This window comes from uncultured Kocuria sp., assembly GCF_947500125.1.
Lineage (GTDB): Bacteria > Actinomycetota > Actinomycetes > Actinomycetales > Micrococcaceae > Kocuria.
The window spans coordinates 267815-292835 of record NZ_CANMRA010000001.1 but is presented as its reverse complement, the minus strand read 5'-3'; the positions used below and the strand labels follow the sequence as shown (position 1 = coordinate 292835).

The window sequence follows — 25021 nt, the reverse complement described above, 5'->3', positions numbered from 1 at the left end:
GCCGCGTCCGAGCCGACGCGCCCCGCCGCGGAGCACGCGACGGGGGGCGTCCCCGCCGCCGCGGCCGCCGCTGCCGGTGGGGCCGCTGCCGGCGGGGCCGGGTCCTCCGCGAGCGACGCCGCCCGTGGCCCCGTCTCCGCGCCCAGCCCTGAGCCGACCACCGGACTCACCGGCGAGCCGACCACCGGACTCACCGGCGAGCCGACCACCGGGGCGGGGTCCGTTCCCGGGACCGCTCCGGCCACGGAGGCTCCCGCCGCCGGCCGGGAGCAGGACGAGCACCGCGCCGCCGACCAGGAGACCACCGCCCACGACGTCCCCGACCACGGCGGTTCCCACCACGACGTCCCCGACCACGTCGACCACGAGGAGTGGCACGAGGACGTCGAGCCGGCCGCGCCCACCGGGGCGGCGGCCGCGACGGCCGCCGCGGCCGCCGCCGGCACCGTCGCGGGGGACGACCACGACTCGTCCGCCCCCGAGACGGCGGTCTCCACCGACGTCTCCCCGTCCTACCGGGCGCCGGCGGGGGTCCCGGACCGGCCGTCCCAGGACAAGCTGGCCGAGGGCAACCTCGTGCTCAAGGAGGTCGACGTCCTGCGGCGGCTCGGGGACGCCCAGCGGCGGCTGTTCGGCGAGGACGGCACGGCGATGGACGTCTCCACCGTCCTCGTGCGGGTGCGGGCCCTGGGCACGTACTACGACGCCCTCACGCACGTGCGCAAGAACGGGTTCTGGGACCAGCGCCGCACCTTCGACCTGATCCCGGAGGAGCTGCTGCACGTGCAGGAGCTCAAGGACGAGTCCTACGTGGAGGGCAACGGTGCCCCGCTGGCGATGATGTTCCGCTTCCGCCCGGGCATCCCCCCGGAAGTGTCCTTCGACTACGCGGACGAGGAGGCCTTCGTGCGCTACGAGGACCGCCTGCCCGCGCAGAACTACCTCGAGGAGCTGCGCATGTACCCCCGCACCGGGGCGCACATCCCGCAGCACATGAACGAGGCCCTGCAGGACTGGAACTACTGAGACCGACCGAGACACCGACCGAGACACCGACCGAGACAGGGGCCGTCCCGACCGTGATGCTGACCTCCGCCGAACGGCACCCGGGCCGGGTGCCGGACCGGGTCCTGCGCGACCTGCCCAAGGTGTGCCTGCACGACCACCTCGACGGCGCCCTGCGCCCGGCCACGGTGGTCGAGCTGGCCGCCGCCGCCGGGCACCGGCTGCCGGCCGAGGACCCCGAGGCGCTGGGCCGGTGGGTGCGGGAGAGCGCCGACTCCGGCTCGCTGCTGCGCTACCTGGCGACCTTCGAGCACACGGTCGCGGTGATGCAGACCCCCGAGGCGCTCGTGCGCTGCGCCCGGGAGTACGTCGAGGACCTCGTGGCGGACGGGGTGGTCCACGCCGAGGTGCGCTGGGCCCCCGAGCAGCACACCGCGGGCGGGCTGTCCATGGCCGAGGCCGTCGAGGCCGTCCGGCTCGGCCTCTCGGAGGGCGTGCTCGCCGCGGAGGACGCCGGTCACATCGTGTCCGTCACCCAGATCCTCTGCGCCATGCGCCAGGCCGAGCGCTCCCTGGAGGTCGCCCGCCTCGTGGTCGACAACCGGGACCGCGGCGTCGTGGCCTTCGACCTCGCGGGCCCCGAGGACGGCTTCCCGCCGGCCCGGCACCGGGCGGCCCTGGAGCTGCTGGCGGACGAGCTCGTGCCCGTCACCCTGCACGCCGGGGAGGCCGCGGGCATCGAGTCGATCCGGGACGCGCTGGCCACGGGCCGCGCGCTGCGCCTGGGCCACGGGGTGCGCATCGCGGAGGACATCGACATCGACTACCTGGAGGACGTCGCCGTCGTCGACCTCGGGCGCACGGCCGGGTGGGTCCGCGACCGGGGCATCGCCCTCGAGGTGTGCCCCACGTCCAACCTCCAGACCGGTGCCGTGGCCGCGTTCGGCAGCAGCCCGGAGCGGCACCCGGTGGACATGCTCTACCGGACCGGATTCACCGTGACCATCTCCCCGGACAACCGGCTCATGAGCGGGACCACGGTCACGGACGAGCTGGCCTTCCTGGTGACGCACTTCGGCTACGGGCTCGAGGACCTGGAGCGGCTGCAGCACAACGCCGCGGCCGCCGCGTTCCTGCCGCTCGAGGACCGCACCGCACTGGACGGGATGATCACCGACGGCTTCGAGGGGATGCACGCATGAGTCAGGGGCACGGCACCGACGACGTCGCGGCGGGGCTGGGCGTCCCGGAGCGGACCGCGCAGCGCTTCGCGGAGCTCGTGGCGGTCATGGACCGGCTGCGCTCCCCGGGCGGCTGCGCCTGGGACGGGCAGCAGACCCACGAGTCCCTCGTGCGCTACCTCGTGGAGGAGGCCTACGAGGTGGTGGAGGCGGTCGAGGCCGAGGGCGGGCCGGCGGCGCACGCCGGGCTGCTCGTCGAGGAGCTCGGCGACGTCCTGCTCCAGGTGGTCTTCCACGCCCGGGTGGCCCAGGAGCGCCCGCGCGCCGAGGGCGGCTTCGACGTGGCGGACGTGCTCGAGGCGCTCACCGCGAAGCTGGTCCGCCGCCATCCGCACGTCTTCGACCCCGGGGCCACCGGGGACGTGGCGGGGGAGCAGTCCCTCGAGCAGCTGCACTCCCGCTGGGAGGACCTCAAGCGGGCGGAGAAGCCCGAGCGGACCGGGCCCTTCGACGGCATCCCGCCGCACCTGCCGGCCCTGGCCCTCGCGGAGAAGACGCTCGCGCGGGCGCGCAAGCACGATCTCGAGCCCTCGGTCCCCGACGCGGAGGAGCCCAGCGCGGAGGAGCCCGGCGGCCCGCGCACCGAGGAGGAGCTCGGCGAGGCGCTGTTCGCGCTCGTGCGCGCCGCCTCGGCCCGCGGCCTCGACGCCGAGCGGGCCCTGCGCGGGGCCGCCCGCGCGTACGCCGCGGCCCGGAGCGGGGACTGATCCCGTCACGCGCCGTGGTCCGCCGTCTGCCCCCGGCGCCGAGTCGCTAGGCTGGAGCCGCCGGGGACGCCCGGCCCCCGCAGGTGCGGGACCTCGGCCGGTGCCCGGCACCGGAGCCCCGACCGCCCCACCGCACACGTTCCACCCACGTCAGCGACAAGCCCAGCACCAACGTCAGGAGCAACCCATGGCCATGATCACCGCAGTGCACGCCCGCCAGATCCTCGACTCCCGCGGCAACCCGACCGTGGAGGTCGAGGTGCTGCTGGAGGACGGCAGCTACGGCCGGGCGGCGGTGCCCTCGGGCGCCTCGACCGGTGCCTTCGAGGCCGTCGAGCGCCGCGACGGCGACAAGAAGGTGTACCTCGGCAAGGGCGTCCTCGACGCCGTGAAGGCCGTCGACGAGGAGATCGCCGAGGCCGTGATCGGCCTCGACGCGACCGACCAGCGGCTGGTCGACCGGACCATGCTCGACCTCGACGGCACGGAGAACAAGGGCAGCCTCGGCGCCAACGCCATCCTGGGCGTCTCCCTGGCCGTGGCCCGCGCCGCCGCGAACGCCTCCGACCTCGAGCTCTACAAGTACCTGGGCGGGCCCAACGCCCACGTGCTCCCGGTGCCCATGATGAACATCCTCAACGGCGGCTCCCACGCCGACTCCAACGTGGACATCCAGGAGTTCATGATCGCCCCGATCGGCGCCGCGACCTTCTCCGAGGCCCTGCGCACCGGCGTGGAGGTCTACCACTCCCTCAAGGCCGTGCTCCAGGAGCGCGGCCTGGCCACCGGGCTCGGCGACGAGGGCGGCTTCGCCCCGAACCTCGAGTCCAACCGCGCCGCCCTCGACCTCATCTCCGAGGCGATCGAGAAGGCCGGCTACACCGTGGGCACCGACGTGGCGCTCGCGCTGGACGTCGCCTCCTCCGAGTTCTTCGAGAACGGCACGTACAGCTTCGAGGGCAAGCAGCTCAGCGCCGCGGAGATGACCACCTACTACGAGGAGCTCGTGCGCGACTACCCGATCGTGTCCATCGAGGACCCGCTGGACGAGGACGACTGGGCGGGCTGGCAGACCCTGACCGCGTCCGTGGGCACCCAGGTCCAGATCGTGGGCGACGACCTGTTCGTCACCAACCCGGAGCGGCTGGCCCGCGGCATCGAGGAGGGCGCCGGCAACGCCCTGCTGGTGAAGGTCAACCAGATCGGCTCCCTCACGGAGACCTTCGACGCCATCTCCCTGGCCCAGCGGCACATGTTCCACTGCATGATCTCGCACCGCTCGGGCGAGACCGAGGACACCACGATCGCGGACATCGCGGTGGCCACCAACGCCGGGCAGATCAAGACCGGGGCGCCGGCCCGCTCCGAGCGCGTGGCCAAGTACAACCAGCTGCTGCGCATCGAGGAGGAGCTCGGGGACGCCGCGCGCTACGCGGGCGCCTCCGCGTTCCCGCGCTACACCGCGAAGTGACGAGCCGCGGCGGCTGACCGGCCGCGCCGGTCCGTCGTCGCGCGGGTGAGCGGCCGTCCCCGGGCGGCCGCTCACCCGTGAGCGCTACACTGGTCCCCGTCCCCGCCCTTCCCCCGTGAGGTCACCATGCCCGCTCCCCGCCCGCGCACCACCCGCCTGCTCGGCGGGCGCGACGCCGCGCAGGGGACGCGCGGGCGCGACGCCGGGCCGGGCGGCGGGTCCGGCGGCGGGTCCAGCGCCGTGGGGTCGCCCGTTCCCGCCCGGACCTTCAGCGGACGGTTCCTGGTCCTCACGCTGGTGGCCGTCCTCATCGTCTTCCTGGCGGCGCCGACCACCAAGATCTTCCTCGAGCAGCGGGCGGAGATCGCCCAGCTCGAGCGCGCCATTGCCGACATGGAGGCCCAGAAGGCGTCCCTGGAGGACCAGGTGGACCAGTGGTCGGACGAGACCTACGTCAAGCAGCGGGCCAGGGACCGGCTCCTCTACGTCATGCCGGGGGAGCGGTCCTACCTCGTGGTGGGGGCCGAGGAGATGGACGGCGCCGTGGTGGACTCCTCCGCGGCCCAGGTCGAGGCCGAGAAGCCCGCATGGGTGGACGCCCTCTGGCAGTCCGTCGTGGCCTCCGCCTACGAGGACGCCGGTCCCGGGGCGGGCACCGGAGGCACCGAGGACACGGAGGACACGGAGGCCGGCGGGGACGCCGACGCCGCCGAGGAGCCGGACGGCATCGCCGACCCCGCGGCCCCCGGGGAGTCCGGCCCCGCCCAGGAGCCCGATGCCGCCCAGGAGCCGGGCACCACGGGACAGACAGAACAGACCGAGCAGAGCGTCCCGGCCGCCCCGGCGGACGGGAACGACGCGCCGCAGGACGCGGCGACGGACAGCCGCGGCAGCGCCGCGGAGTGAGGAACGGCGTGAACCCCCAGCACGGACACGAGCCCGGCGACCGACCCGCGCCCCGGGGGCTCGGGGTGACGGCCGCGACGGTCGAGCCCACGGCCCTGGACCTGCAGGTCCTCTCCCGGCAGCTCGGGCGCCCCGTGCGCGACGTCGTCGAGATCCCGGCCCGCTGCACGTGCGGGAACCCGCTCGTGGCGGCCACCGCCCCCCGGCTGGCCAACGGCACCCCGTTCCCCACCGTGTTCTACCTGGCCCACCCCGTCATCACCGCCGCGGTGTCCCGGCTCGAGGCCGCCGGCCTGATGTACGAGATGACGGACCGCATCGCCGAGGACGAGGTGCTGGCGGCCGCTTACCGGGCCGCGCACGAGGACTACCTCAGCGAGCGCGCCCGGATCGGCGCCCGGGCCGGCACCGGGCCCGTCCCCGAGATCGAGGGCATCTCCGCCGGAGGCATGCCCGTGCGGGTCAAGTGCCTGCACGTGCTGGCCGGCCACGCGCTCGCGGCCGGGCCGGGCGTGAACCCGCTCGGCGACGAGACCCTCGACGCCATCAGCGAGTGGTGGACCCCCGCCGCCTGCCACTGCGACCCCGCCTGGCGCGAGGCCTGAGACCCACCCGCCCCCGACACCCCCGAGGACTCCCCATGCGCACAGGCGCCATCGACTGCGGTACGAACTCCATCCGACTGCTCATCGCCGACACCAGGGAGGAGCAGGGCCGTACGGTGCTCGACGACGTGGTGCGCGAGATGCGCGTGGTCCGGCTCGGCCAGGGCGTGGACGCCACCGGGTGGCTCGCCGAGGCGGCGCTCGAGCGCACGTTCGCGGCCACGGACGAGTACGCCAAGCTGCTGAAGAAGCACGACGTGGAGCAGCTGCGCTTCGTGGCCACGAGCGCGACCCGTGACGCCGGCAACCGGGACGTCTTCCTCGCGGGGATCCGCGAGCGCCTCGGGGTGACCCCCGAGGTCATCAGCGGCGACGAGGAGGCGGAGCTGTCCTTCCGCGGCGCGGCGGCCGCCGTGGGCGGCGCCGATCCCGAGGACCGGGTCCTGGTGATCGACCTCGGCGGCGGATCGACCGAGTTCGTGCTCGGCAACGCCCAGGGGGTGCGCGCCGAGCGCAGCGTGGACATCGGCTGCGTGCGCCTGACCGAGCGCCACCTCGGGTCCAACCCGCCGACCCCCGAGCAGCAGGACGCCGTGCTGCGCGACGTCGACCACGCCGTGGACGTGGTCCTGCAGACCGTGCCCCTCGCCGAGACGACCCACCTGGTGGGCGTCGCCGGCACCATCACGACCGTCACCGCCCACGCCCTCGGGCTGTCCTCCTACGACCCCGCGGCGATCGACGGCGCGGAGCTGCCCGCCGGGCGGATCGCGCAGGCGTGCCGGGAGCTCACGGGCATGACCCGCGCGGAGCGCGCCGCGCTGCCCTACATGCACGAGGGCCGCGTCGACGTCATCGGCGGCGGCGCCCTCGTGTGGCGGCGGATCGTCGAGCGGGTGGGCGCGGCCACCGGTGGACGGGTGGACTCGGCGATCGCGAGCGAGCACGATATTTTGGACGGGATCGCCCTGTCCCAGGTCGGCTGACCCGCCCGGACCCCCCGACCCGGAAGGACACATGTCTTCCAGCGCACCCCGCCCCCGTCCCCCGCGCCACCGCGCCCTCGCCCGGTGGGGCGCGCTGGGCGCGGCCTCGGCCGTGGTCGGCGCGGGCGCCCTGGCCCTGCCCGGGGCGGGCCCCGCCCAGGCGCGCCCCGCGGTGCCCGGGCCCGCCCCCAGCATCCCGATCGAGGACCCCGTCAGCGTGGCGCCCGTGCCCAGCGACGGCGCCACGCGCGCGCCGGACACCTCCCGGATCGCCGAGGACGGGATCCGTCCCCTGCAGTACTGGCTGGACGAGTACGGGGTGCGCGAGGCCTGGAAGGAGTCCACGGGGGAGGGTGTGCGGATCGCCGTCATCGACACCGGGGTGGACGGCTCGCACCAGGACCTCGAGGGCGCCGTGGTGGGCGGCACCGATGTCTCCGGCGGCGGCGCCGCCGACGGCCAGGAGGGGCTCGGCACCGAGCCGGAGCACGGGACCCTCGTGGCGTCCGTGGCCGCGGGCCGCGGGCACGTGGCCCCGGGCGGGCGGGACGACGACGCCCCCGGCCGGCCCGCCGGCATCGTGGGTGTGGCCCCGGACGCCGAGGTGCTCGCCGTGTCCACGTGGCTGGGCGACGAGACTCCGGAGGTCCGCAGCGTCGACGAGCAGCTCCCGGACGCCGTGCGGTGGGCCGTGGACAACGGCGCGGACGTCATCAACATGTCGGTGGGCTCCAACGCGACCTCCTGGCCCGAGAGCTGGGACGAGGCCTTCCTCTACGCCGAGGAGAAGGACGTGCTCGTCGTCGCCTCCGCGGGCAACCGGGGGTCCGGGCTCGTCCAGGTCGGCGCCCCGGCCACCATCCCCGGCGTGCTGACCGTGGGCGGCGTGGGGCGGACCGGGGAGGCGAGCTGGGAGTCCTCCTCGCAGGGGATCTCCATCGCCGTGGCCGGCCCCTCCGAGGACATGGTGGGCGCGATCCCGGGCGACCGGTACGCCTCCTGGGCCGGGACGTCCGCCTCCGCCCCCGTCGTGGCCGGCACCGCCGCGCTGATCAAGTCGAAGTGGCCGGACATGAGCTCCGCCCAGATCGCGAACCGCATCGTCTCCACCGCCCGGGACACGGGGACGCCGGGCAAGGACCCGCTCTACGGCTACGGGGTGCTGGACGTCGAGGCCGCGCTCACGGAGGACGTGCCCGAGGTCGACCGCAACCCGCTCGGCAGCATGGAGCAGTGGGTGCGGGTGCACCGCAGGAGCGCTGAGGTGACCCCCACGGCGAGCCCCGTCGAGAGCTCGGCGCCCGTCACGGAGGAGGTCGAGGCGGAGGTCGCCCCGCCCGAGCCCGTGGCCCCGATGGACGAGACCGGGATGCTGCCCGTGGTGGTGCTCGCCGGGTTCGGGCTGCTCGTGCTCGGCCTCACGGCGGGGGCCGTGGTGCACATCCGCCGCATCGTCGCCGAGGGCCCGGACCGGGGACCGGATGGGGGCCCGGACGGGCGCTCCTGAACCGTGCGCCGGAACACGGGGCGGGCACCCTGCGCGGGGACGGACATCGACAGTCTTCTGAGTAGACTCGGGGGCATGTCTTTCACTCAACTGGCCAAGGACCGTCCTCGCCTGCTGATCGTCGGCGGAGGCTACGTCGGCTTCACCGTGGCGCAGGAACTGCAGAAGCGGATCAAGGACTCCGGCGGAGTCGTGACCGTGGTGGATCCCAACCCGTACATGATGTACCTCCCCTTCCTGCCCGAGGTGGCCGGCGGCAACGTCTCCGCCCGCAGCGCGGTCGTGCCCCACCGGCAGCACCTCAAGGACTGCGAGATCGTCACCGGGCACGTGCTCGGGGTCGACCACGCGAACCGCACCGCGACCGTCAAGGGCATCGACGAGGGCGAGACCTTCGAGCTCGCCTACGACGAGATCGTCATCGCCGGGGGGTCCGTCACCCGTGCCTTCCCGATCGAGGGCCTCGCCGAGCACGGCATCGGCCTCAAGACCATCGAGGAGGCCGTGGCGGTGCGCAACTGGGTGCTCGAGCGCATCGAGGTCGCCTCCCTCACCACCGACGAGGAGGCCAAGCGCCGGGCGCTGACCTTCGTGGTGGTCGGCGGCGGCTACGCCGGCACCGAGACCATCGCCGAGATCGAGGACATGGCCCGCAGCGCGGTCGAGCGCAACGAGCGGCTCCAGGTCTCCGACCTGCGCTTCGTGCTCATCGAGGCCATGGGCCGGATCATGCCCGAGGTCTCCGAGGAGCGCGCGGAGAAGGTCGTGGCGCACCTGCGCAGCCGCGGCATCGAGGTGCTGCTCAACACCTCGCTCGACTCCGCGGTGGACAAGTACCTGAAGCTCGTCAACATGCAGGACAAGTCCCCGGCCGGCGAGTTCGGGACCGACACGCTGATCTGGACCGCCGGCGTGCAGGCCAACCCGCTCGTCAAGAGCACGGACTTCCCGCTCGACGAGCGCGGCCGCGTCCGGGCCGGGGCCGACCTGCGGATCACCGGCGACGACGGCCCCCTCGAGGGCGCCTGGGCCGCCGGCGACGTCTCCGCGGTGCCGGACCTCACCGGCGGGGGAGTCGGCGGGTACTGCGTCCCCAACGCCCAGCACGCGGTGCGCCAGGCGCACACGATGGCCAAGAACATCATGGCCGCCCGCGCGGGCAAGCCGCTCGAGGACTACTACCACGAGAACCTCGGCGCGGTCGCCGGGCTGGGCCTCTACAAGGGCGTGGCCAGCATCAAGGGCCTCCCCGGCCTGCCCGAGAAGGGCATCGAGTTCTCCGGCGTCGCGGCCTGGGCCATGCACCGGCTCTACCACGGCTACGCGATCCCCACCGTGGACCGCAAGGCCCGCGTCTTCACCGAGTGGGCCCTGAACTTCGTGTTCGGCCGGGACACCACCACGCTGCGCCACGAGCGGGACCCGCGCACGCGGTTCCAGGTCGCGGCCGGCAAGGCCCCGGCCCCGCGCAAGGCCAACCTCTGACCCCATCCGTTCCCTGCTCGACCCCGTCCCGGCCTGTGCCGGGGCGGGGTCGAGCCGTTCCCGGGGCGGGACGTCCTGGGACCGCCCCGCCCGTCCGGGTCGTCCCGGCCGTGCCGGGGCGCTCAGGAGACGTCGGGGACGAGGGGCCGGCGCAGCTCGCTGTCCTGGGCGTGGATCATCCGCCGGTATCCGTCCCCGGCCTCGCGCAGCCACGCGACGCCCAGGCCCGGACAGACCTCCTCCACGGTGCCCCGGCAGCGGAGCAGGCCCCGCTGCCACACCTCGACCCGGTCGCCGGGGCGCACCTGGCCCAGGTCGAGGAGTTCGGCGCCGTCCCCGTCCCCGCCGCCGGCGTGGCGGGTCATCGGCTGGTCCACGGGAACCGGCTCGGGCGAGAGGGCCGGCTCCACCTCCCGCAAGGTCACCTGCGAGGGTGCGGTCTCCTCCCGTGACGGCCCGGGCGTGGGGGCGGTCTCGTCCCCGGGTGCCGTCGCGGGACCGGACGTCACCTCGGTGAGGCGCACCGGCGCGGCGAGGAAGTCCTGGCGGGAGTCCAGCTCGGCCGCCAGCTCCTGGCAGCGATCCTGCGTGACCGGGTGGGGCCCGTCCGGATCCGTGAGGTACTCGCGCTCGAGGCGGCGGCAGACGCGGCTGTGCAGCACCTGCAGCTCGGTCAGGTCCAGCTCTGCCAGGTCGGACGGGAACGGGTCGGCGGGGCCCAGGAACGTATCGGGCGCCGAGGGGGCGGCTGCCGGCGGCCAGGACGGGGACGGGGCGAGCTGGGAGTTCATGAGGGCAACCCTTCGACCAGAAGTGGGGGCCCGCTGCTCGACCGGTTCCCAGGCTATGCGGCGGCGCGCTCCGTGACCAGTGCTTTGCATGATGTGCAGTCCCGGAACAGCGCCGGTACGCGTGCGGCACCGGTCCTGCCCGCCGCCCCCGTCCGCGGCTCGGGCGGCTCCGTCCTCCGTCAGCGGGTGTGCACGGGGCGGGCGATCTCGCGGGCGTCGAGCTCCACGGTCAGCTCCTGGTGGCGTTCGAGGGTGACCGGGTGGGCCCCGTCCGCCTCGCCGAGGTACTCCCGGTCGAGCTGGCGCCCGACCCTGCTGTGCAGGACGTGCAGCTCGGCCAGGGACAGCTCGGTGAGGTCGGCCGGGAACTCGTCGTCGGGCGCCAGGTAGGTCCTGCCGGTGGGTCGGGCGACGACCTCGCTCATGCTGCCGTCGTCCTGCGGGACGTCGGGGAGCACCGGTCCGGGGCGGGTGCGGGGCGGTGTCCGCCGTCCGGCGGGAGCCGGCGGGAAGGGGAGAGGGGGTGGTCCACGGGGGCGGCCTCCTGCGGGTGCGACGATGTCGCGGCCGGCTGCTCGACCACCGTGCCAGCTTACTGGATCCGGGCCCGGTCGACGAGAGCGGATCCCGCGGCGGCTCGGGAGCGCCGCGGTGAGGCGATAGGGTGGGGCGGCGGCCCGGTGACCCGATCGGGGCCGGCCCCCATAGCCCAATCGGCAGAGGCAGCGGACTTAAAATCCGCGCAGTGTCAGTTCGAGTCTGACTGGGGGCACAGAAAAACCGCGCAACTGCACGGAACCCGGCCGAATCGGTCACCGTCAACGGTGGCCGATTCGCCGTTTATCCTCCATTTTCTACACGAGAACCGCATGGGCGGTTGTGCTCTGCCCACGCCGTAGGAGAGCGAGTCCCAGGGCCAGCGGGCCCGGGTCCGGCCGGTTGGGCCGGCGGCACTGATGAGTTCTCATTCATGAGCCCAACATGGTCGGCCACATTGCCCGTGCCGGAATGCGCGCCGACCAACGCGATGGCCTTCGCATGCCATGTCACGAGCATCGCCGGCCGGTGTGCACATCTTCGAGACGGGTTGCCGCACGCATGAGGCCCAGAACCGCCAGAACCCAGGAGACCTCCCATGACCGTCCTTGATCAGGAGCAGGCCGTCGCCGTGCTCACCGTCGTCCCCCGCAGGGTGACACCATCACCCGCGTCTTCGTCGAGGGGCCCCATCAGGACCTCGATCCCTTCCACCGTGCCGAGCAGCGCCGTGACGCGCCGTTGGCCGAGAACCCGGATGCCACCGTCACCATCGGCATCAATGAGCGCCCCCTGGACGCGGCGATCGCGACGAAGATGCACTCCTTCGGCCACCCCGACGACACCACCCTCGACGCCGAGCAGACCCGCCAGGCGCTGGAGGAAGCGGAGGACCAGTGGTGACCGTCCTGACCACCGAGCAGACCGCCTGACCGACCACGTGGGATTGCGCTCGCGCGTCGCTACGCTGGCGGCATGGCGCAGACAGGTGTGACCGAGGCGGTGTCCTGCTGATGCCGGCCGACGAGATCCTCCGGGCGGCCGGCTACTCACTGCTGCTGGCCGGGTTCCTGTTCCTCATCCGCTGGTGGGTCGAGACCCGCGGCAAGGACCGGGGCGCCCGGGACCGGAAGGCCGCGCTCGTGCTGGTGGCCGCCTCACTGCTCTGCACGCTGGTCGCCATCATGCTCACCCCGGGAGACAGCTGATGCCGACGTCGCTGCGGCTCAACCTGCTCGCTCTCGGGTTCCTGACCGCCGGGCTGGCGTTCCTGGCGCATGGCCTGGTCGAAGGCAAGGGCACGATGCCCCAGGGCCGGGGTCGTCGTGCTGCCGCGGCGCTGTTCGCCGTCTCGGCGGCGCTGTTCCTGGCCGCCGGCGGTTTCCTGATGTCCGGGGACTGAGCGCCTTCGGGCTGACCGGCTCCGTGGCGGCCCCGCCAACACGTCGGGGCCGCCACGGGCGACGAGCGCCGACAGGGGCGCTGTACGCGGCGAGACCACGCCCCCCGACGTGGCTCGCGCTGTGTCGGGCCGCTCGCAGCGGCTCGCCGACATCTCCAGCTCAGAGAGCCCGACCGCGCCACGGCAGCCCCACTGCTGTGCACAAGCATGGGTTCAGCGGAGCTGCGGGCTGGGCGACTTCGGCGCCTCGACGATCCGCAGACCCGGCACGTCCTCGGCTACCCGGTGGGCGACCGCCCGCCACCACCGGGCCGTGGGTGGCAAGGGTGCGTCCGGCAGGTCGAGGGCCGGCATGTCGGCGTCGCGGTCGTAGACCTCGAAGAGCGGGCCGGGCCCGGCGTGCTCGAGCAGGTGGGCCGCCAGTTGGTCGGCGACCTCGGCGGTGTACGCCTCGATCCGCTCCACGTCGTCGCGCACCCCGTCGGGGATGGGGCGCCGGCCGGACTCCCAGTCGTCGACCGAGCGCACCCCGACGTTCAGGGCCGCGGCGAGCAGCTCGCGCGACAGGCCCAGTGCCTCGCGCACGACCTTCAGCTCGATCGGCGTCATCCGCCCGTCGGCCGGCACCTGCGCCTCCGGGAGTGGCTGCGGGCGGGACTGCGCCCAGGCGGCCAGACCCTCGCTCACGAGCCCTGCACCGTTTCACCGGTGTCGTCGTCGGGGTGGGCGGCGCCGAAGGCCCAGTTCCACGGGGTGGTCAGGAAGTCGTAGGCGTCCTGCGGGAAGCCGTCGGGGTCGATCAGGTCCCGGGCGGCCAGTCCGATCAGGGCGTGGCCCACCGGGATCTCGAAGCTGGTGGCCGTTGCCGCAGCGGCGCGCTCCAGAGCGTCCCCGGACGGCGGCGTGGCATCCGGGCGGGTGTGCCGGTGCATCTGCAGGAACAGGTCCGTTGCGATCGCCTGGGACAGGTTCCGCCACGAGCCGAGGATCTGGTCCAGGGCGTCCTGTCGCCCGGCGGCGGCCGCGGCGCTGACCGCCAGCTTCACGGCGGCGAGACCGAGCGCGTCGTAGTCGACCTCGGCGGGGGTGTTGTCGGTGACGAACTTCTGGTGGAGCTCGGAGGCCTTGCGCAGCGCTTGCGACTCGTCGAGGCCGATGTCGACCGCCTTGGCGAAGACGGCCTGGATCTGCGGGCTCTGAGGGCCGGCCGCGGCGGTGAGGATCTCGGAGTTCTGCCAGATGGGGGTGCTCATCGCGCGGTGCTCCTCGGGGAGTCGGAGGCGGTGAGCGACGTGTTCGCCCGGTGCCTGCTCGTCGCACCGTAGCAGTCGTCCCAACGGCGACAACAGAACCTGCAGGAGCAGGGAAGCGTCTGGCCGCGTTCGCTGCTCGAGCTTGACGATCGCCCGATTGATGTCCTCGAAACGCTTCGGGCAACCATAGGAGGCGAGGACCTTCAGCGCGTCCTCGGCGTTGAAGTCATCAGGGCCCACCAGCCAACGGCAAACCTCGCCGTCCAGGTCAGAACCGAGCCGGCCCAGCGGCAGCGGGTCCATCACGAAGAGCATGTTCGCCTCGGCGGCGTAGCCGGTGGGGCCGGGGAAGTTCACCGCGACGCGACCCGCTGCCTGGATCTTCAGCACCTGGCGGTTCGGGCCCTCGAAGCAGTACTCCCCATCCACCTCGGCGTCCAGTGCGGCACCGAACTGGGCGCGGAACGCCGCGGCGGCGCGCTCGGTCGGGGTGTAGTCGTAGGCGGGCCGGGAGTCCATGTCGTGGAAGCTCGGGCCCCAGTCGCCGGTCGCCTCGGACAAGGTGATGGCCGGCGCCCCGAGCTCGAGCTCGGCCTCGGGGTGGTCCTTGGCTGCGAAGCGGCCGTCGGTGGCGCGCGGGTGCCGGTGGTCTACGAAGGTCGTCATGACTGGTATGTGTGCGGCTGGTCCCGGCTGAGGACATGGCACCGCCCCGCGGCTCGGTGCGAGCGGCGGGGCGGTGGTTCAGCGGGTCACGAGGCGGTAGGACTTGTCCACGGCGCGCAGTTCGTCGGCCTGCTTCTGCGTGGAGACGTAGATCGGCTCCTCGCCCATCAGCCACAGCCGCACCGGAACCTCGCGGTACGGGGACTTCGCACGCAACGCGCGCAGGGTGTCCACTTCCACGTCCAAGACCGACGCGGCATGGCGAAGAGCATCGTCGGCGGACCCGGCGGACCCGGCGGACGCCTGCTGATTGTGAGCTGTCGTCGTCATGGGAACACCCCTCCTCTGGGAAGTTCGTACGGTCATTGTCCTCCTCCTGCCTGGGAGTCGTCCACGCCCGGGGGAGCGCCGGGCGGACGAGCGACCGTGGGATCGCCGTGGGCGACCTCGCGCAAGAGCCCCGAGTACCGCTCGGCGACGACGGCATCGAACATCGTGAGGTCCGCGGTCGGAGCCATCCTCGACTCCAGCAGCTCGTCGATCGCCTTGTCCCCGAACCGCTGGCGGACATGGGGTTTGCCCTCCGAGGCGGCGTCGAGGGCCCATGCGGCACGCTTCCACCACTGGTCGGCTAGGCCACGTAGGCGATCGCCAGAGGCAGGAGCGCTGCCCAAGGGCTCACCCGAGCCAGGACGTCGTCGTAGAACCGCCACCACCGGTCTACGAGGTCACGGAACCAGTCCATCCACCCGACGTTGAGGCCGAGCACGTACAGGGCGATCGCCAGCACCAGCGCCACAGTTGCGGTACGGACCCACCACCGCAGCGGCACAGCCCTGAGGCTGCGCCACGCGCCGTGCTCTAGACCGGTGAGCCGCCGGTCGATGCGCACTCAGACCGTCCGGCGCGGTGGAGGCGGAGAGTGGTCGGTCATGGGGCAACCTCCGGGCTCGAGTCGGGCATTGGTAGAGCGTACCGGCGGCCCTGGCCTGGATGGTGGCCATCGGCGGCTACGGGTTCTCCAACGCTGTGCTCGGGTTGCTCACCCTCGGAGTGTGCTTCATCGGGATCCAGCGCACCCACGTCCGGCACGCCAGACTGGAGGACGAGGGCGACCCGGATCCGCTGCCGGCGGTCTATGACTACGTGACCCAGGCCCAGGGCGGGGTCTTCATGGGGTGGGGTGCCGCGGTGCTGGGATGGGCAATCCCGCTGCTGCTGCTGATTTTCGTCGGGCCGCTCTCTGCCCTGACGCCGGCGCCGATCCTCGGGACGACCGCGCTGATCTACGGCCGGATGGAGATGGTTCACGCCCGGGCCATGGACGCCCGCCGCGGGATGCCGCCGGCGGTCGCCGGCCCCGGATGAGGCGACGCCCACCGGCGCCGGACCGTGCGACGATGCGAACAAGCAAGGTGCTGAGCGTGAAGGAGTGCAGCGTGTCGAGGCGATGGCAGCAGGTGCTCTTCCAAGCTGCGATCATCGTCGCCCTCATCGTGGGGCTGCGCCTGATCCTGGGCGAGTGGAACTGGTGGATGACCGCGATCGGTGTGGCCGCGTTGCTGCTGAGCAACCTGTGGTCCTCGGGGGCTCGTCGCGGCGAGGATATCGACCCGCGGGAGAGGCCATGACACCGGACCGGTCCCTGCGCGGGCACCTGATTGCGATCCTCATCGGCGCGGCGTTCCTGGTGCTGGCGCAGCTGGGCACCTGGCCGCCGGAGACCGGGTTCGAGCCAGCCCTGACCGGGCTCACCATCGCTGCGGTTCTGATTGCGGTGTCGCTGTCGTTCTACGAGTGGCTGCAGGGTCGGCGCCGCCGCGGACGGAGCAGCCAGCCGTGACAGAGCAACGGCAATGGCCTGAGCGTGCGTGGTGGTCTGACGTGCTGATCGACGCACTGAGCATCTTCGTGATCGTCGTTGTCGGATTGCTCTACGGGTGGGGTGCGGCCGTCCTGGTCGGCGTGGTGGTTGTTTCCTTGGGATTGTGGTGGAAACTCGGTCCGTTCTGGACCCGGGAACAGCGATCGCGGATCCGCCGGCGAGCCCAGCAGCGTGCCGGCGACCGGCAGGACAGGCGGGCCCGGCGCCGGTAGCCGACGCAACGAAGTGCCCGGGGCACGTGGTGGGGCGCAAGAGCGATCGTCGGCGGGATGGGAGGCGTCATGTATACGCCCTGAGTCACGAGCCTGCGACGATGCGGCCGCACTCCTTGGTGCCCCACTCAGCCGGCGCCTACCGTCGAGTGCCGGCCCTGCCGAGCGGGTGGGGCCTGGGCCCACCAGAAGCGGAGATCACCATGAGCGACACCCACACGTCCGTCGTCGGACCAGTCCCGGGCGAGGGCATGGACCGCCGGGAGCAGGTCGAGCACGTCATCGCGTCCATCAACGCCCACGATGCCGCAGGGGCTGCATCCACTTACGGCCCGGACGCCGTCGTCTACACCGCTGCCTCGCCTGAGCCGGTACGCGGCCGAGCAGCTATCCAGCAGGACTTCCAGCAATGGATCACCGCGATGCCGGACATGAAGCTGGAGATCGAAGAGGTGGCGATCGATGGCCCCACGGCAGCGATGCGGCTGCTGTTCGTGGGCACTCACACAGGGCCGCTGACGACTCCCCTGGGGGTGATCGAGCCCTCTGGCCGGAGGGTGTCCGTCCCCATGGCCGTCTTCAACCGGCACGACGAGAGCGGGACGACCGAGGTGGAGCACCGCTACCTCGACATGATGTCCATGGCCCAGCAGCTCGGCATAGTTTGACGCACCAGGCGGGGAACGCCCCGGTCTCCGTGGTGGAGTCCGGGGCGTGCGCACGTCACGGGCGGTGGGGTCAGCCGGAGATGCCGAACATCTCGTCGAGCTCCTCGGGGTCACAGCCGAATCCCAGGGCCTCGCGCAGGTCGAAGCGGGCGACCAGGGTGAGCATGTTGGTCGGTGACGCGCCGATGATCTCGTAGCCCATCTGCGCCGGCTCGGGGCGCTCCTGAACCATCTCGCGCACGACCGCGTAGTCCTCGCCGGCTTCCTCATTGGCCCGGCCCTCCAACAAGGCGTAGAGGGAGACCTCCACGACCGCGGTCAGGACCCCGTCCTCGTCGGCGGCCTCGGCAATTGTCATCGGCTTATCCAGCTTGGCCAGCTGCGACGGTCAGGGCATCTGTCAGCGGTAGAAGTCCTCGAAGATCCAGCCGGACAGCGCCATGAAGGCGAACACGAAGATCAGGCGGGCGGCGACAGGAGTTTCGTCCCACCATTCGCGCAGGGTAGGACGGTTCGGGTCGCGATCTGTCACGGTGGATCTCCTCGATGTTGCGCCATCGACCGGGACGGTGGCGGCAGCTGGGGTGGGTGTCGCCGTCGTTGACGGTGAGCGGGTCGACCTCGGCGGGGTCGTCATGGGCTCCATACGTGCGGACACGCCCCGGCGAGCGACCGGGTCAGCGGTTCATGAAGTAGCCCCAGTCTGCGGCCTTGTGGAGATGGGTATCGGTGAAGCCGGGGTGGTGCTCGCGCAGCTGCTGGATCTGCCGGCCGTTGTCGTCGGGGTAGTACGCGCAGGTCCAGCCTTCTTCGATGAGGGCGCTGGAGCGGGCCTTCGCCGCCTCGATCTGCTCCTCGGTGTAGAGGTCGCCCAGCGCCTCGTAGAGCTTGATGGAGCCCAGGCCGGCCTCCTGGGGGTGGGTGGAGTGGCGGCTGTTGAAGTAGTAGATCGAGAACACCGCGTTGAGCGCATCCATCGCCCGGGCCTCGGCCACGAACTCGGCGCGCCGGGCCCGGGCCCTCACCTGCTCCTGCTCGATCCCGGTCAGGGCGGCGTCCAGCTCGGCCTCGTAGCGCTCGGACGGAAAGCCACCGATGGTCTTCTGCATCTGCGCCAGGGACGAGACGCGGTCCTGCTTCCCCGCGACCAGCCGCAGGCCCTGGAAGTGGGCGGAGGAGTGCAGGCGGGACTCGCGCTCCTGCTCGGTCAGCACCTTCGGGGTGGGCGTGCGTCGCGGCGGTGGGGTTGTGGGGAGTCTCAGGGGAGGCGTGGGCGTCGGCCTCTGGGTGCGCGCCCGGCGCCGACCGACATGGTGACCGATGCCGACTCCGACGAAGACGCCGACAGCGAGCCACGACAGCGTCCCGGTGAACGCCCAGAGGACCACCCCGATCCCGACCCCAAGGACCAGGCCCTTCTGGAGCGGCTCCAGGGAGCTCCAGGCGTCCTCCTTGAAGATGCGTCGGCGGGTCACGGGATCACCTTTCGGGCCGGGCGCAGCAGGGTCACTGCGGCCACTGAGATGATGCCGGCCCCGAGGATGAACCCGTGCATGCCGTCGGCCGACTCCGTGAACATGATGGGCGCCGCGGCGATCAGGATTCCAGCCGAGGCCCAGCGGGCGGCGCGGATCCGGGGTTCCGTCACCCGGTGGCCGCGCAGTACCGGCAGCGTGGTCACAGCAAGGGTGAGCAGGACCGTGGACAGAACCCCTGTGACGAGGAGCGGCGCTGTGCCGAGCAGCGGGTCAGGTCCCACGGGGCCTCTCGGTCCTCGGTGCCGGGTTGGTGCGGTACAGCTGGATGAGGGTGAATGCGGAGACGCCCGCGAGCACGCCCACGAGCACCAGGGGGATCACCTTGCCCGACAGCGCGGCAGGGACGAACGGCACGACCGACAGCAGGGACATCATGGCGAGCACTCCGGCGCCGGTGCGGCGCCCGGAGTCGATCGGACGGGTCTCCCGCAGCGCAGGCCAGGCCAGGACAAGTTGGCCGACCACGAGTCCGGCGGGGATGCCCAGGCCGATGATGAAGTAGCCGGCGCCGAACAGGAGCAGGGGGATGTTCTCCACGGTGGAGTCCTTTGGTCAGGGGGTGGGGTCGGCGGCGGGTGCCTGGTACAGCCGCACCAGGGTGAAGACCGATGCGGTGAACAGACCGATCATCAGCGCGGGGCCGTAGACCCCGAGGTCCATGGCCCAGCCGATCAGCTGGACCGCCCAGAACAGGCTCAGGAGCACCAGGAGGATCGAGGCGATGCGGCGCTGGTTGCCGACCGGTCGGCGGCCGCGCCAGATCGGGGCGGCGACGGCGATCAGGGCTGCGAGCAGTGCGGGGCCGATCAGGTACGGGAGGAGGAAGATCAGCCCGAAGATCGTCTCGATGGTCGCGTTGTCGCCCATGGGGGCCTTTCGGTCAGGGCGCGCTGGAGGAGCGCTGTTGGTCAGAACCTAGCGGTGGTGCGGTCGTTCAGGCGGGAACTGGGCCGGTGAGCCAGCCGCGCTCGGTCGCCAGGGTCCGCGCGTTGCGGCCCGAGACGGTCTCCGGGACGTCCCCGTCGCCGCTTCCTCCAGGAGCTCGCAGATGACCGCAGATCCGATTCGACCCGCCAACGCCGGTGCCAGCGGTCAGGCCAAGGCCCGCGCGGTGCTGGACGACGCCCGGCGCCAGATGGCGAAGGACCGCCCCGGGGCGCCTACGCCCGCCGGTGACGTCCTCATCCGGAGGCCGGCCGGAGCTATGGGGATGAGCCAGGTCGACGTCCTGACGATCATGCGTGCCACGAAGATCTCATACTCCCACCGAGGGTTGACCGTGGGGAAGGCGGAGAACTTCCTGCGGGAGGCTCGTCGGTTCCCTGCCAACCGGGCCAAGCTCACGGCCGCGCCGCAGAAGGAGACCTCGGGTCGGGTCATGACACCAGCCGCTGACGCGAAAGCTCGAGCTCGCGCGCTCCGCCGGGACAGGATTCGAGAGGCTTTCAAGGCCCACCGCGCCAACCTCGACGATCCGACCATAGAGGACCCGCGCCGGGAGAAGCTGGCAGGCGACGTCATGGAGACCACTGGGATGTCCAGAGCCCCCGTCTCCCAGGCCATGATCGAGGCCGGTCTGGTGGCTCCGCAGCGCCGCACGGTCACGGCAGAGGGATGCGAGCTGTTCATCGCCGAGCTGTACGGCTCCACCCCGGCGCCGCCGGAACGATGGCCGGCACCCATGCCGCATCCGGATGACCAGTGGCCGGAGGCCCCGCACCAGGCGGCGGCCCGGGAGGCTGCCGCGAGAGCCGCGACCGAGGAGAGAACTCATGCAGCGGTCAAGCCGGCGCGAGCACCGCAGATCCCGCAGTTCCCAGCGTGCCAGCGACTGGTGGACGGAGTCGGTGCGCTCGATGTCCGCGGCGGTGGAGCAGTTGGGCGAGGCCATGCAGTGGCGGGTCGGTGCAGTCACCTGTCAGATGATCGAAGACCGGCTGGCGCAGATCGCGGTGCAGCGACCCGGTCAGTACGGCGGGGCGCACGTGAAGGGCGGGGCGAGCACGGCCAACGTGTGCCGGCGGATCCTGCACGAGGCGCTGCAGATCGCGGTGCACGAGCGTGCCATCCCGTTCAACCCGGCGGATCGTGAAGGACGGAAGTTCAAGCCGGTGGTGAACGCGTTCGCCGTCTATCCTCTATTTTCGACAGGATTCTTTATCTATCCTCCGTTGTCACCGCGTCGGGCTGCACTCGAATTCACCGGAACGCCCGCCCACTAGAGCTGTTCTCGTGGTTCACCGCAGGTGTGCGAGTTGCGGAACCATATCTCGCGCAGTGTCAGTTCGAGTCTGACTGGGGGCACTCGGGATCCACGAACGGCTCTCCCGGTCACCTGTGAGATCCGGATCGTAGGCTGACGGGGTGCATCGCCCGCGCCGTCCGACGGCACGGGCTCCGATGCGCCCCACGACACGAGGAGCACTTCGATGACCGACATCCTTCAGGACGAACGCGCACCAGCGCATCCGGTGCCGGCCCGCCGCTCGATGGTGGTGGTCCCGCGCGTCCACGACGGCTCCGGCACCAGGGTCCGCTACGGGCTGGTGCCGGCCGAGCTGAGTCCCGGCGCACAGATGCTGACGTTCCCGCAGGGGCCGGTGGTCGACCGGGAGGAGCTGCGCGCCGGTGGCGCACTGCTGCTGGAGGAGGAGTTCGGATCGGGCATGTCCGCGGCGGTGATCGCCCCGCTGGGAGTCCTGTACGCCGACCAGCGCAAGGAGGAGCGGATCGACGCCCTGCTCGCCGTCGCGCGCCGCACCGATGCCGAGTACGGCGATGCCCTGGAGCCGGCCGGCATCCCGGGGGTGGAGTGGGTCGATGCGCAGAGCCTGCTCGAGCTGCTGAGGGCCGGCCGGATCGGTGACACCACCACGGCCTCGGCCGTCGCGCTGCTGCTGGCGTGCGGAGAGCTCGTGGACTGACCGGTCGCCGGACCACGGGACGGCCGGCAGCTGGCACGCCCCGGCCTCCCGGACGCGCAGCGGCCCCGCTCCGAGGACGGAGCGGGGCCGCTGTGGGGCCGGTGCCGGATCAGCGGTAGTCGATCCGGATCGATCCTCCCGGGCGCCAGGTGATGGAGCCGCCCTGGAAGTACTGCACCACGGACCGGTCGGCGCGGGTGATCTCACCCGTCCGGGGGAAGCCCAGGCGGCTGGTCGTCCCCCCGAGCGCGACGTAGGCCTTGCCGATCGAGCCCTTGATCTCCTGGGCGTAGGTGCTGGGGCTCCAGTAGATCCGGCCGTTCTGGAACACCTGGAAGGCCCCGCCCGTGCTGGTGGGCGCCTCGTCGGAGGTGGGGTAGCCCAGCGCGCCGGCCGTGCCGCCGGAGCGGTCGTGCCGCCCGCCGATCGAGCCCTTGAGGTAGTGCGCCCCGCTGGAGGTGCTCCAGACGATCCTGCCCTTCTGGAAGGACTGGGAGGTGCCTCCCCGTCCGTCGGAGACGGCCCCGGCGGTGGGGTAGCCCAGGGATCCCCGCTCGCTGCCGGCGCGGGAGTAGGCCGCGCTGGTGGCGCCGGTGACCGCGTGCGCCCCGTGGGCGGAGCTCCAGAGGATCCGGCCGTTCTGGAAGGTCTGGTAGTACCCGCCGATGCCGTTGGTCCGCCGGTCCGCGGTGGGGTACCCGAGGGTGCCCCTCTCGCTGCCCGCCGCGGCGTAGGTCCGGTCGATGGCCCCGGTCAGGGCGTGGGACCCGCTGCGGGAGGACCAGAGGATCCGGCCGTTCTGGAACAGCTGGTAGGCCCCGCCGATGCCGTTGGACCTCTCGTCGGAGCGCGGGAAGCGCAGGACGCCGGCAGCGGTGCCGTTGCGCTTGTAGGCGGACTCGACCCCGCCCCGCACCCAGTAGGCCCCGGTGGCCGAGGACCAGTAGACGGTGCCCTTGGTGAAGGTCTGGCGGACCCCGCCGGCGATGGCCTGCTCGTGGGAGGTCGGCGCGCCCGTCTCGCTCTTGATCCGCTGGTACAGGGACCCGATCGCGCCCTTCGTGGTGTAGGTCGGGGTGGGTGCCGCTGGTGTCACGGTGACGTCGGGCTTCGTGATCCAGAGCGCGTCGTGGGAGTTCAGCGTCTTGCCCCCGGGAAGGGTGGACCAGGCGTCCCCCGAGTCCAGGATCAGCTGCTTGTACTGGTCGGAGCTCAGCGTCGGGTTCTTCTGCTTGAGCAGCGCCAGGGTGCCGGCCACGTGTGGGGTGGCCATCGAGGTGCCGTAGTCGAAGCGGCTGTTGGGCGCGACCGGCGTGGTCCTGCCCGTGTTGCCCGCCGAGAGGATGTGGTGGCCGGGGGCGTAGATGTCCACGGCGCCGCCGTGGTTGGAGTAGCTGGCCCGGACCCGGTCGGAGCCGATGGCGCCGACCGTGATCACGTTGTAGCAGTTGCCCGGGGCGTACTCGATGGCCGGGCGGCCGCTGTTGCCCGCGGCCACGGCCACGGGGATGTTCCGGAACCAGGCGGTGTTGATGGCGTTCTGCAGCGTCGCCGGGCACGATCCGCCCATGGACAGGGACATGTTGATCACGTCGGCGCGCTTGGGCGGGGCGGGGACCCCGCCTACGGCGTCGCCGGCCAGCCACCGCACGGCGTCGGCCATGTCGGAGACGTAGCCGTAGCCGCACGCGCCCAGGGCGCGGGCGTTGAGGAGGGTGGCGTCGGGGGCGACGCCGACGGTGCCGTAGTCGTCGCGCTTGGCGGCCACGGTGCCGGCCACGTGCGTGCCGTGCCAGATGGAGTTGGTGGCCGCGGAGCCGCTGTAGCACTGCCCGGCCGTGGAGTAGGTGCCCGGGTCGCGGGCGTCGGTGTCCCGGCCGTTGCCGTCGTTGCCCAGGAAGTCGGTGGAGACGAAGTCGTAGCCGCCGATGGTCTGGGAGTCCAGGTCCGGGTGGTTGGCGAAGCCGGTGTCGACGACCCCGACCGTGACGCCCTTGCCGGTGGCGGTGTCCCAGGCCTCGTAGGCCCGCAGGTTGGTGAGGGCCCACAGGGACGGGACCCCGGGGTCGGTGGCGGTCGCGGCGACGGAGCCCATGCCCTCCGGCTCCGCCTCGTCCGTGCCGGGGATCCGGGCGGTGGAGACGAGGCGGTCGGGCTCGGCGTAGGCCACGGCCGGGTCCTTGGTGAGCTCCTCGGCCAGCTTCTCGGCCTGGTCGGTCGAGACCTCGCCGGCCAGTTCGACGACGGCCGCGCCGTCGCCCGTGGTCCGGACCTCGGTGGTCTCCTCGGCCTCCGGGACGTCGGCCTCGGCGGCGGCGTCCTCGACGACCTGCTCCGACTCGGCGTCGCTCATGGGGGTGCGGTACTTGACGATCATCCGGTCGGTGATCTCGGGCGGTGCCTCGTCGCTGACCTGCTGGGGGAGCAGGGTCGTGGCGTTCTCGGCGGGGGAGGCCGTGGCGGGCGTGAGAGGAGCCAGCACGAGGGCCAGGGTCAGGGCGGACAGGGTGGGGGCGAGCATGGATCGTTGCATGGGCGAACTCCTGGAATTGGGGGGATCCCGGAAAAGGTTCTCATATGCAAATCAATGCGAACAGATCTAACGGAAGATCACGGCTTCATCACGAAGTGTGACGTTCGGAGGGGGTGGAGCGGTGTTCTCGGACCGGCTCAGGCGGCTCCCGCGAGCACGGTGAGCCAGTGCAGGTGGTGCAGCAACGAGGGGACTCCGGCGGTCAGCAGGGCCACGGCGGCCGCGGTCGTGGCGCGCCCCAGGTGGCCCCGGGCGCAGGCGCGGGCTCCGGGGGACCGGCGGCGCGCGGTCGGCGCCAGGTCGAGCGCGACCTGGGCCAGGCTCCACAGGGCCGTGGCGCCGGCCCCGGCGACGAGGAGGCAGCCGTAGAGGAGGACGGCGCCGGGCAGGTGGACCACGGGGGCGCGCCGCGGCTCAGCCGGCGAGCACGGCGGCGGTCAGGCCCACGGCGAGCACCCCGGCCACCGCCCAGGTGAGGCGGTAGGCCCGGCGGTAGTGCTCGTCGCTGCGGAGCTCGAGCCACGCCGCGGAGTGCCGGGCCGGGGCGGCGCCCGGGGAGGTCTGCGCGCGGTGCAGCCGGCCGAGCGCAGCGAGGTAGCGGCTCCAGTGGAGGACGGCCAGGGCTCCGACGACGAGCAGGACCGGGATCGCGGCCAGCGGCACCCAGTGGGCGGGGGACTCGGGCATGGCGGGCCTCCG

34 protein-coding genes, 1 tRNA gene and 1 pseudogene are annotated in these 25021 nt (G+C 72.4%); 20 read left to right on the top strand and 16 right to left on the bottom strand.

Features of this window, described 5'->3' with window-relative positions; all coding sequences use genetic code 11:
* The 9 genes and pseudogenes from Q0817_RS01270 to Q0817_RS01230 form a co-directional block, all read left to right on the top strand.
* Positions 1 to 1026 (top strand): annotated as a pseudogene (locus tag Q0817_RS01270) (hypothetical protein); the annotation flags it as partial.
* Between the two features lie 56 nt (positions 1027 to 1082).
* Complete coding sequence (locus tag Q0817_RS01265; RefSeq protein WP_298583057.1) at positions 1083 to 2207, top strand: adenosine deaminase; 1125 nt, start codon at positions 1083 to 1085, stop codon at positions 2205 to 2207.
* Complete coding sequence (locus Q0817_RS01260; protein ID WP_298583031.1) at positions 2204 to 2953, top strand: MazG nucleotide pyrophosphohydrolase domain-containing protein; 750 nt, start codon at positions 2204 to 2206, stop codon at positions 2951 to 2953. Before Q0817_RS01265 ends, Q0817_RS01260 begins: the two co-directional genes overlap by 4 nt.
* A gap of 187 nt (positions 2954 to 3140) precedes the next feature.
* Positions 3141 to 4424: a phosphopyruvate hydratase gene (gene eno, locus Q0817_RS01255; RefSeq protein WP_298583028.1), complete on the top strand. Its 1284-nt coding sequence runs from the start codon at positions 3141 to 3143 to the stop codon at positions 4422 to 4424.
* 126 nt (positions 4425 to 4550) lie between these two features.
* A complete protein-coding gene (locus Q0817_RS01250; protein WP_298583025.1) occupies positions 4551 to 5330 on the top strand; it encodes a septum formation initiator family protein in 780 nt (259 codons plus the stop codon).
* Positions 5331 to 5395: 65 nt separating this feature from the next.
* Positions 5396 to 5935: a DUF501 domain-containing protein gene (locus Q0817_RS01245; protein WP_298583054.1), complete on the top strand. Its 540-nt coding sequence runs from the start codon at positions 5396 to 5398 to the stop codon at positions 5933 to 5935.
* A gap of 35 nt (positions 5936 to 5970) precedes the next feature.
* A complete protein-coding gene (locus Q0817_RS01240; RefSeq protein WP_298583022.1) occupies positions 5971 to 6921 on the top strand; it encodes a Ppx/GppA phosphatase family protein in 951 nt (316 codons plus the stop codon).
* Positions 6922 to 6952: 31 nt separating this feature from the next.
* Positions 6953 to 8428 carry a S8 family serine peptidase gene (locus Q0817_RS01235; protein ID WP_298583020.1) on the top strand — a complete coding sequence of 492 codons (1476 nt, stop codon included), beginning with the start codon at positions 6953 to 6955 and terminating at the stop codon, positions 8426 to 8428.
* Positions 8429 to 8503: 75 nt separating this feature from the next.
* A complete protein-coding gene (locus Q0817_RS01230; protein ID WP_298583017.1) occupies positions 8504 to 9913 on the top strand; it encodes an NAD(P)/FAD-dependent oxidoreductase in 1410 nt (469 codons plus the stop codon).
* A gap of 122 nt (positions 9914 to 10035) precedes the next feature.
* Here the strand turns inward: Q0817_RS01230 and Q0817_RS01225 are convergent, their stop codons facing one another.
* Together Q0817_RS01225 and Q0817_RS01220 are read right to left on the bottom strand one after the other, a co-directional pair.
* Positions 10036 to 10704, bottom strand: coding sequence for a hypothetical protein (locus Q0817_RS01225; RefSeq protein WP_298583013.1), 669 nt, complete (start codon positions 10702 to 10704; stop codon positions 10036 to 10038).
* Positions 10705 to 10883: 179 nt separating this feature from the next.
* Positions 10884 to 11129 carry a hypothetical protein gene (locus tag Q0817_RS01220; protein WP_298583011.1) on the bottom strand — a complete coding sequence of 82 codons (246 nt, stop codon included), beginning with the start codon at positions 11127 to 11129 and terminating at the stop codon, positions 10884 to 10886.
* Positions 11130 to 11402: 273 nt separating this feature from the next.
* Here Q0817_RS01220 and Q0817_RS01215 point away from each other — a divergent pair.
* The 4 genes from Q0817_RS01215 (at position 11403) to Q0817_RS01200 (ending at position 12643) form a co-directional block, all read left to right on the top strand.
* Positions 11403 to 11476 (top strand) — tRNA-Leu (locus Q0817_RS01215).
* 506 nt (positions 11477 to 11982) lie between these two features.
* Entirely contained in the window at positions 11983 to 12144 is a 162-nt protein-coding gene (locus tag Q0817_RS01210; RefSeq protein ID WP_298583008.1) for a hypothetical protein, read from the top strand.
* A gap of 110 nt (positions 12145 to 12254) precedes the next feature.
* Entirely contained in the window at positions 12255 to 12449 is a 195-nt protein-coding gene (locus Q0817_RS01205) for a hypothetical protein (RefSeq protein ID WP_298583005.1), read from the top strand.
* Entirely contained in the window at positions 12449 to 12643 is a 195-nt protein-coding gene (locus Q0817_RS01200) for a hypothetical protein (RefSeq protein WP_298583003.1), read from the top strand. The genes Q0817_RS01205 and Q0817_RS01200 overlap by 1 nt, the downstream gene beginning before the upstream one ends.
* Before the next feature lie 213 nt (positions 12644 to 12856).
* On the opposite strand, the gene Q0817_RS01195 is transcribed toward Q0817_RS01200, so the two are convergent.
* The 5 genes from Q0817_RS01195 to Q0817_RS01175 form a co-directional block, all read right to left on the bottom strand.
* Positions 12857 to 13330, bottom strand: coding sequence for a DNA-binding transcriptional regulator (locus tag Q0817_RS01195; RefSeq protein WP_298583001.1), 474 nt, complete (start codon positions 13328 to 13330; stop codon positions 12857 to 12859).
* Positions 13327 to 14562 (bottom strand): hypothetical protein, encoded by a 1236-nt coding sequence (locus Q0817_RS01190; RefSeq protein WP_298582999.1) that lies wholly within the window; start codon positions 14560 to 14562, stop codon positions 13327 to 13329. Before Q0817_RS01190 ends, Q0817_RS01195 begins: the two co-directional genes overlap by 4 nt.
* 78 nt (positions 14563 to 14640) lie before the next feature.
* Entirely contained in the window at positions 14641 to 14892 is a 252-nt protein-coding gene (locus tag Q0817_RS01185; RefSeq protein WP_298582996.1) for a hypothetical protein, read from the bottom strand.
* A gap of 32 nt (positions 14893 to 14924) precedes the next feature.
* Positions 14925 to 15080, bottom strand: a complete 156-nt coding sequence (locus tag Q0817_RS01180) for a hypothetical protein (protein ID WP_298582993.1) — start codon at positions 15078 to 15080, stop codon at positions 14925 to 14927.
* A gap of 113 nt (positions 15081 to 15193) precedes the next feature.
* Entirely contained in the window at positions 15194 to 15454 is a 261-nt protein-coding gene (locus Q0817_RS01175) for a hypothetical protein (protein ID WP_298582990.1), read from the bottom strand.
* 101 nt (positions 15455 to 15555) lie between these two features.
* Here Q0817_RS01175 and Q0817_RS01170 point away from each other — a divergent pair, with 101 nt between their 5' ends.
* The 5 genes from Q0817_RS01170 (at position 15556) to Q0817_RS01150 (ending at position 17327) form a co-directional block, all read left to right on the top strand.
* On the top strand, positions 15556 to 15930 hold the full coding sequence (locus Q0817_RS01170; RefSeq protein WP_298582986.1) for a hypothetical protein: 375 nt from the start codon (positions 15556 to 15558) through the stop codon (positions 15928 to 15930).
* 71 nt (positions 15931 to 16001) lie between these two features.
* Positions 16002 to 16193 carry a hypothetical protein gene (locus Q0817_RS01165; protein ID WP_298582983.1) on the top strand — a complete coding sequence of 64 codons (192 nt, stop codon included), beginning with the start codon at positions 16002 to 16004 and terminating at the stop codon, positions 16191 to 16193.
* A complete protein-coding gene (locus tag Q0817_RS01160) occupies positions 16190 to 16405 on the top strand; it encodes a hypothetical protein (protein ID WP_298582979.1) in 216 nt (71 codons plus the stop codon). Before Q0817_RS01165 ends, Q0817_RS01160 begins: the two co-directional genes overlap by 4 nt.
* Before the next feature lie 41 nt (positions 16406 to 16446).
* Positions 16447 to 16659, top strand: coding sequence for a hypothetical protein (locus Q0817_RS01155; RefSeq protein ID WP_298582976.1), 213 nt, complete (start codon positions 16447 to 16449; stop codon positions 16657 to 16659).
* Positions 16660 to 16862: 203 nt separating this feature from the next.
* Positions 16863 to 17327, top strand: a complete 465-nt coding sequence (locus Q0817_RS01150; protein ID WP_298582973.1) for an ester cyclase — start codon at positions 16863 to 16865, stop codon at positions 17325 to 17327.
* Positions 17328 to 17397: 70 nt separating this feature from the next.
* On the opposite strand, the gene Q0817_RS01145 is transcribed toward Q0817_RS01150, so the two are convergent.
* The 6 genes from Q0817_RS01145 to Q0817_RS01120 form a co-directional block, all read right to left on the bottom strand.
* On the bottom strand, positions 17398 to 17685 hold the full coding sequence (locus Q0817_RS01145) for a hypothetical protein (protein WP_298582971.1): 288 nt from the start codon (positions 17683 to 17685) through the stop codon (positions 17398 to 17400).
* Between the two features lie 42 nt (positions 17686 to 17727).
* Positions 17728 to 17859 (bottom strand): hypothetical protein, encoded by a 132-nt coding sequence (locus Q0817_RS01140; protein ID WP_298582969.1) that lies wholly within the window; start codon positions 17857 to 17859, stop codon positions 17728 to 17730.
* Positions 17860 to 18004: 145 nt separating this feature from the next.
* Positions 18005 to 18802: a hypothetical protein gene (locus Q0817_RS01135; RefSeq protein WP_298582967.1), complete on the bottom strand. Its 798-nt coding sequence runs from the start codon at positions 18800 to 18802 to the stop codon at positions 18005 to 18007.
* Complete coding sequence (locus tag Q0817_RS01130) at positions 18799 to 19086, bottom strand: hypothetical protein (RefSeq protein WP_298582966.1); 288 nt, start codon at positions 19084 to 19086, stop codon at positions 18799 to 18801. Before Q0817_RS01130 ends, Q0817_RS01135 begins: the two co-directional genes overlap by 4 nt.
* Positions 19076 to 19402, bottom strand: a complete 327-nt coding sequence (locus Q0817_RS01125) for a hypothetical protein (RefSeq protein WP_298582964.1) — start codon at positions 19400 to 19402, stop codon at positions 19076 to 19078. Before Q0817_RS01125 ends, Q0817_RS01130 begins: the two co-directional genes overlap by 11 nt.
* Positions 19403 to 19417: 15 nt before the next feature.
* Complete coding sequence (locus tag Q0817_RS01120; protein WP_298582961.1) at positions 19418 to 19732, bottom strand: hypothetical protein; 315 nt, start codon at positions 19730 to 19732, stop codon at positions 19418 to 19420.
* Positions 19733 to 20637: 905 nt separating this feature from the next.
* On the opposite strand from Q0817_RS01120, the gene Q0817_RS01115 reads away from it, so the two are divergent.
* Both Q0817_RS01115 and Q0817_RS01110 read left to right on the top strand, forming a co-directional pair.
* Positions 20638 to 21087, top strand: coding sequence for a hypothetical protein (locus tag Q0817_RS01115; RefSeq protein WP_298582958.1), 450 nt, complete (start codon positions 20638 to 20640; stop codon positions 21085 to 21087).
* Positions 21088 to 21294: 207 nt separating this feature from the next.
* On the top strand, positions 21295 to 21789 hold the full coding sequence (locus Q0817_RS01110) for a hypothetical protein (protein WP_298582955.1): 495 nt from the start codon (positions 21295 to 21297) through the stop codon (positions 21787 to 21789).
* Between the two features lie 109 nt (positions 21790 to 21898).
* Here the strand turns inward: Q0817_RS01110 and Q0817_RS01105 are convergent, their stop codons facing one another.
* The 3 genes from Q0817_RS01105 to Q0817_RS01095 all read right to left on the bottom strand — a co-directional run bounded on the left by Q0817_RS01105 (position 21899) and on the right by Q0817_RS01095 (position 25009).
* A complete protein-coding gene (locus Q0817_RS01105; protein WP_298582952.1) occupies positions 21899 to 24322 on the bottom strand; it encodes a S8 family serine peptidase in 2424 nt (807 codons plus the stop codon).
* A gap of 137 nt (positions 24323 to 24459) precedes the next feature.
* Positions 24460 to 24720, bottom strand: coding sequence for a hypothetical protein (locus tag Q0817_RS01100; protein ID WP_298582950.1), 261 nt, complete (start codon positions 24718 to 24720; stop codon positions 24460 to 24462).
* A 16-nt stretch (positions 24721 to 24736) separates the two neighbouring features.
* Positions 24737 to 25009 carry a hypothetical protein gene (locus tag Q0817_RS01095; RefSeq protein ID WP_298582947.1) on the bottom strand — a complete coding sequence of 91 codons (273 nt, stop codon included), beginning with the start codon at positions 25007 to 25009 and terminating at the stop codon, positions 24737 to 24739.
* Positions 25010 to 25021 lie beyond the last annotated feature (12 nt).

What these genes read in the sequence shown, in the direction of transcription:
- Q0817_RS01265 (WP_298583057.1), top strand. Translation starts at nt 1,083, where the DNA reads ATGCTGACCTCCGCCGAACGGCACCCGGGCCGGGTGCCGGACCGGGTC.
- Q0817_RS01260 (WP_298583031.1), top strand. Translation starts at nt 2,204, where the DNA reads ATGAGTCAGGGGCACGGCACCGACGACGTCGCGGCGGGGCTGGGCGTC.
- eno (WP_298583028.1), top strand. Translation starts at nt 3,141, where the DNA reads ATGGCCATGATCACCGCAGTGCACGCCCGCCAGATCCTCGACTCCCGC.
- Q0817_RS01250 (WP_298583025.1), top strand. Translation starts at nt 4,551, where the DNA reads ATGCCCGCTCCCCGCCCGCGCACCACCCGCCTGCTCGGCGGGCGCGAC.
- Q0817_RS01240 (WP_298583022.1), top strand. Translation starts at nt 5,971, where the DNA reads ATGCGCACAGGCGCCATCGACTGCGGTACGAACTCCATCCGACTGCTC.
- Q0817_RS01235 (WP_298583020.1), top strand. Translation starts at nt 6,953, where the DNA reads ATGTCTTCCAGCGCACCCCGCCCCCGTCCCCCGCGCCACCGCGCCCTC.
- Q0817_RS01230 (WP_298583017.1), top strand. Translation starts at nt 8,504, where the DNA reads ATGTCTTTCACTCAACTGGCCAAGGACCGTCCTCGCCTGCTGATCGTC.
- Q0817_RS01225 (WP_298583013.1), bottom strand. Translation starts at nt 10,704, where the DNA reads ATGAACTCCCAGCTCGCCCCGTCCCCGTCCTGGCCGCCGGCAGCCGCC.
- Q0817_RS01220 (WP_298583011.1), bottom strand. Translation starts at nt 11,129, where the DNA reads ATGAGCGAGGTCGTCGCCCGACCCACCGGCAGGACCTACCTGGCGCCC.
- Q0817_RS01205 (WP_298583005.1), top strand. Translation starts at nt 12,255, where the DNA reads ATGCCGGCCGACGAGATCCTCCGGGCGGCCGGCTACTCACTGCTGCTG.
- Q0817_RS01200 (WP_298583003.1), top strand. Translation starts at nt 12,449, where the DNA reads ATGCCGACGTCGCTGCGGCTCAACCTGCTCGCTCTCGGGTTCCTGACC.
- Q0817_RS01190 (WP_298582999.1), bottom strand. Translation starts at nt 14,562, where the DNA reads ATGACGACCTTCGTAGACCACCGGCACCCGCGCGCCACCGACGGCCGC.
- Q0817_RS01185 (WP_298582996.1), bottom strand. Translation starts at nt 14,892, where the DNA reads ATGACGACGACAGCTCACAATCAGCAGGCGTCCGCCGGGTCCGCCGGG.
- Q0817_RS01180 (WP_298582993.1), bottom strand. Translation starts at nt 15,080, where the DNA reads ATGGCTCCGACCGCGGACCTCACGATGTTCGATGCCGTCGTCGCCGAG.
- Q0817_RS01170 (WP_298582986.1), top strand. Translation starts at nt 15,556, where the DNA reads ATGGTGGCCATCGGCGGCTACGGGTTCTCCAACGCTGTGCTCGGGTTG.
- Q0817_RS01160 (WP_298582979.1), top strand. Translation starts at nt 16,190, where the DNA reads ATGACACCGGACCGGTCCCTGCGCGGGCACCTGATTGCGATCCTCATC.
- Q0817_RS01150 (WP_298582973.1), top strand. Translation starts at nt 16,863, where the DNA reads ATGAGCGACACCCACACGTCCGTCGTCGGACCAGTCCCGGGCGAGGGC.
- Q0817_RS01145 (WP_298582971.1), bottom strand. Translation starts at nt 17,685, where the DNA reads ATGACAATTGCCGAGGCCGCCGACGAGGACGGGGTCCTGACCGCGGTC.
- Q0817_RS01120 (WP_298582961.1), bottom strand. Translation starts at nt 19,732, where the DNA reads ATGGGCGACAACGCGACCATCGAGACGATCTTCGGGCTGATCTTCCTC.
- Q0817_RS01115 (WP_298582958.1), top strand. Translation starts at nt 20,638, where the DNA reads ATGCAGCGGTCAAGCCGGCGCGAGCACCGCAGATCCCGCAGTTCCCAG.
- Q0817_RS01110 (WP_298582955.1), top strand. Translation starts at nt 21,295, where the DNA reads ATGACCGACATCCTTCAGGACGAACGCGCACCAGCGCATCCGGTGCCG.
- Q0817_RS01105 (WP_298582952.1), bottom strand. Translation starts at nt 24,322, where the DNA reads ATGCAACGATCCATGCTCGCCCCCACCCTGTCCGCCCTGACCCTGGCC.
- Q0817_RS01095 (WP_298582947.1), bottom strand. Translation starts at nt 25,009, where the DNA reads ATGCCCGAGTCCCCCGCCCACTGGGTGCCGCTGGCCGCGATCCCGGTC.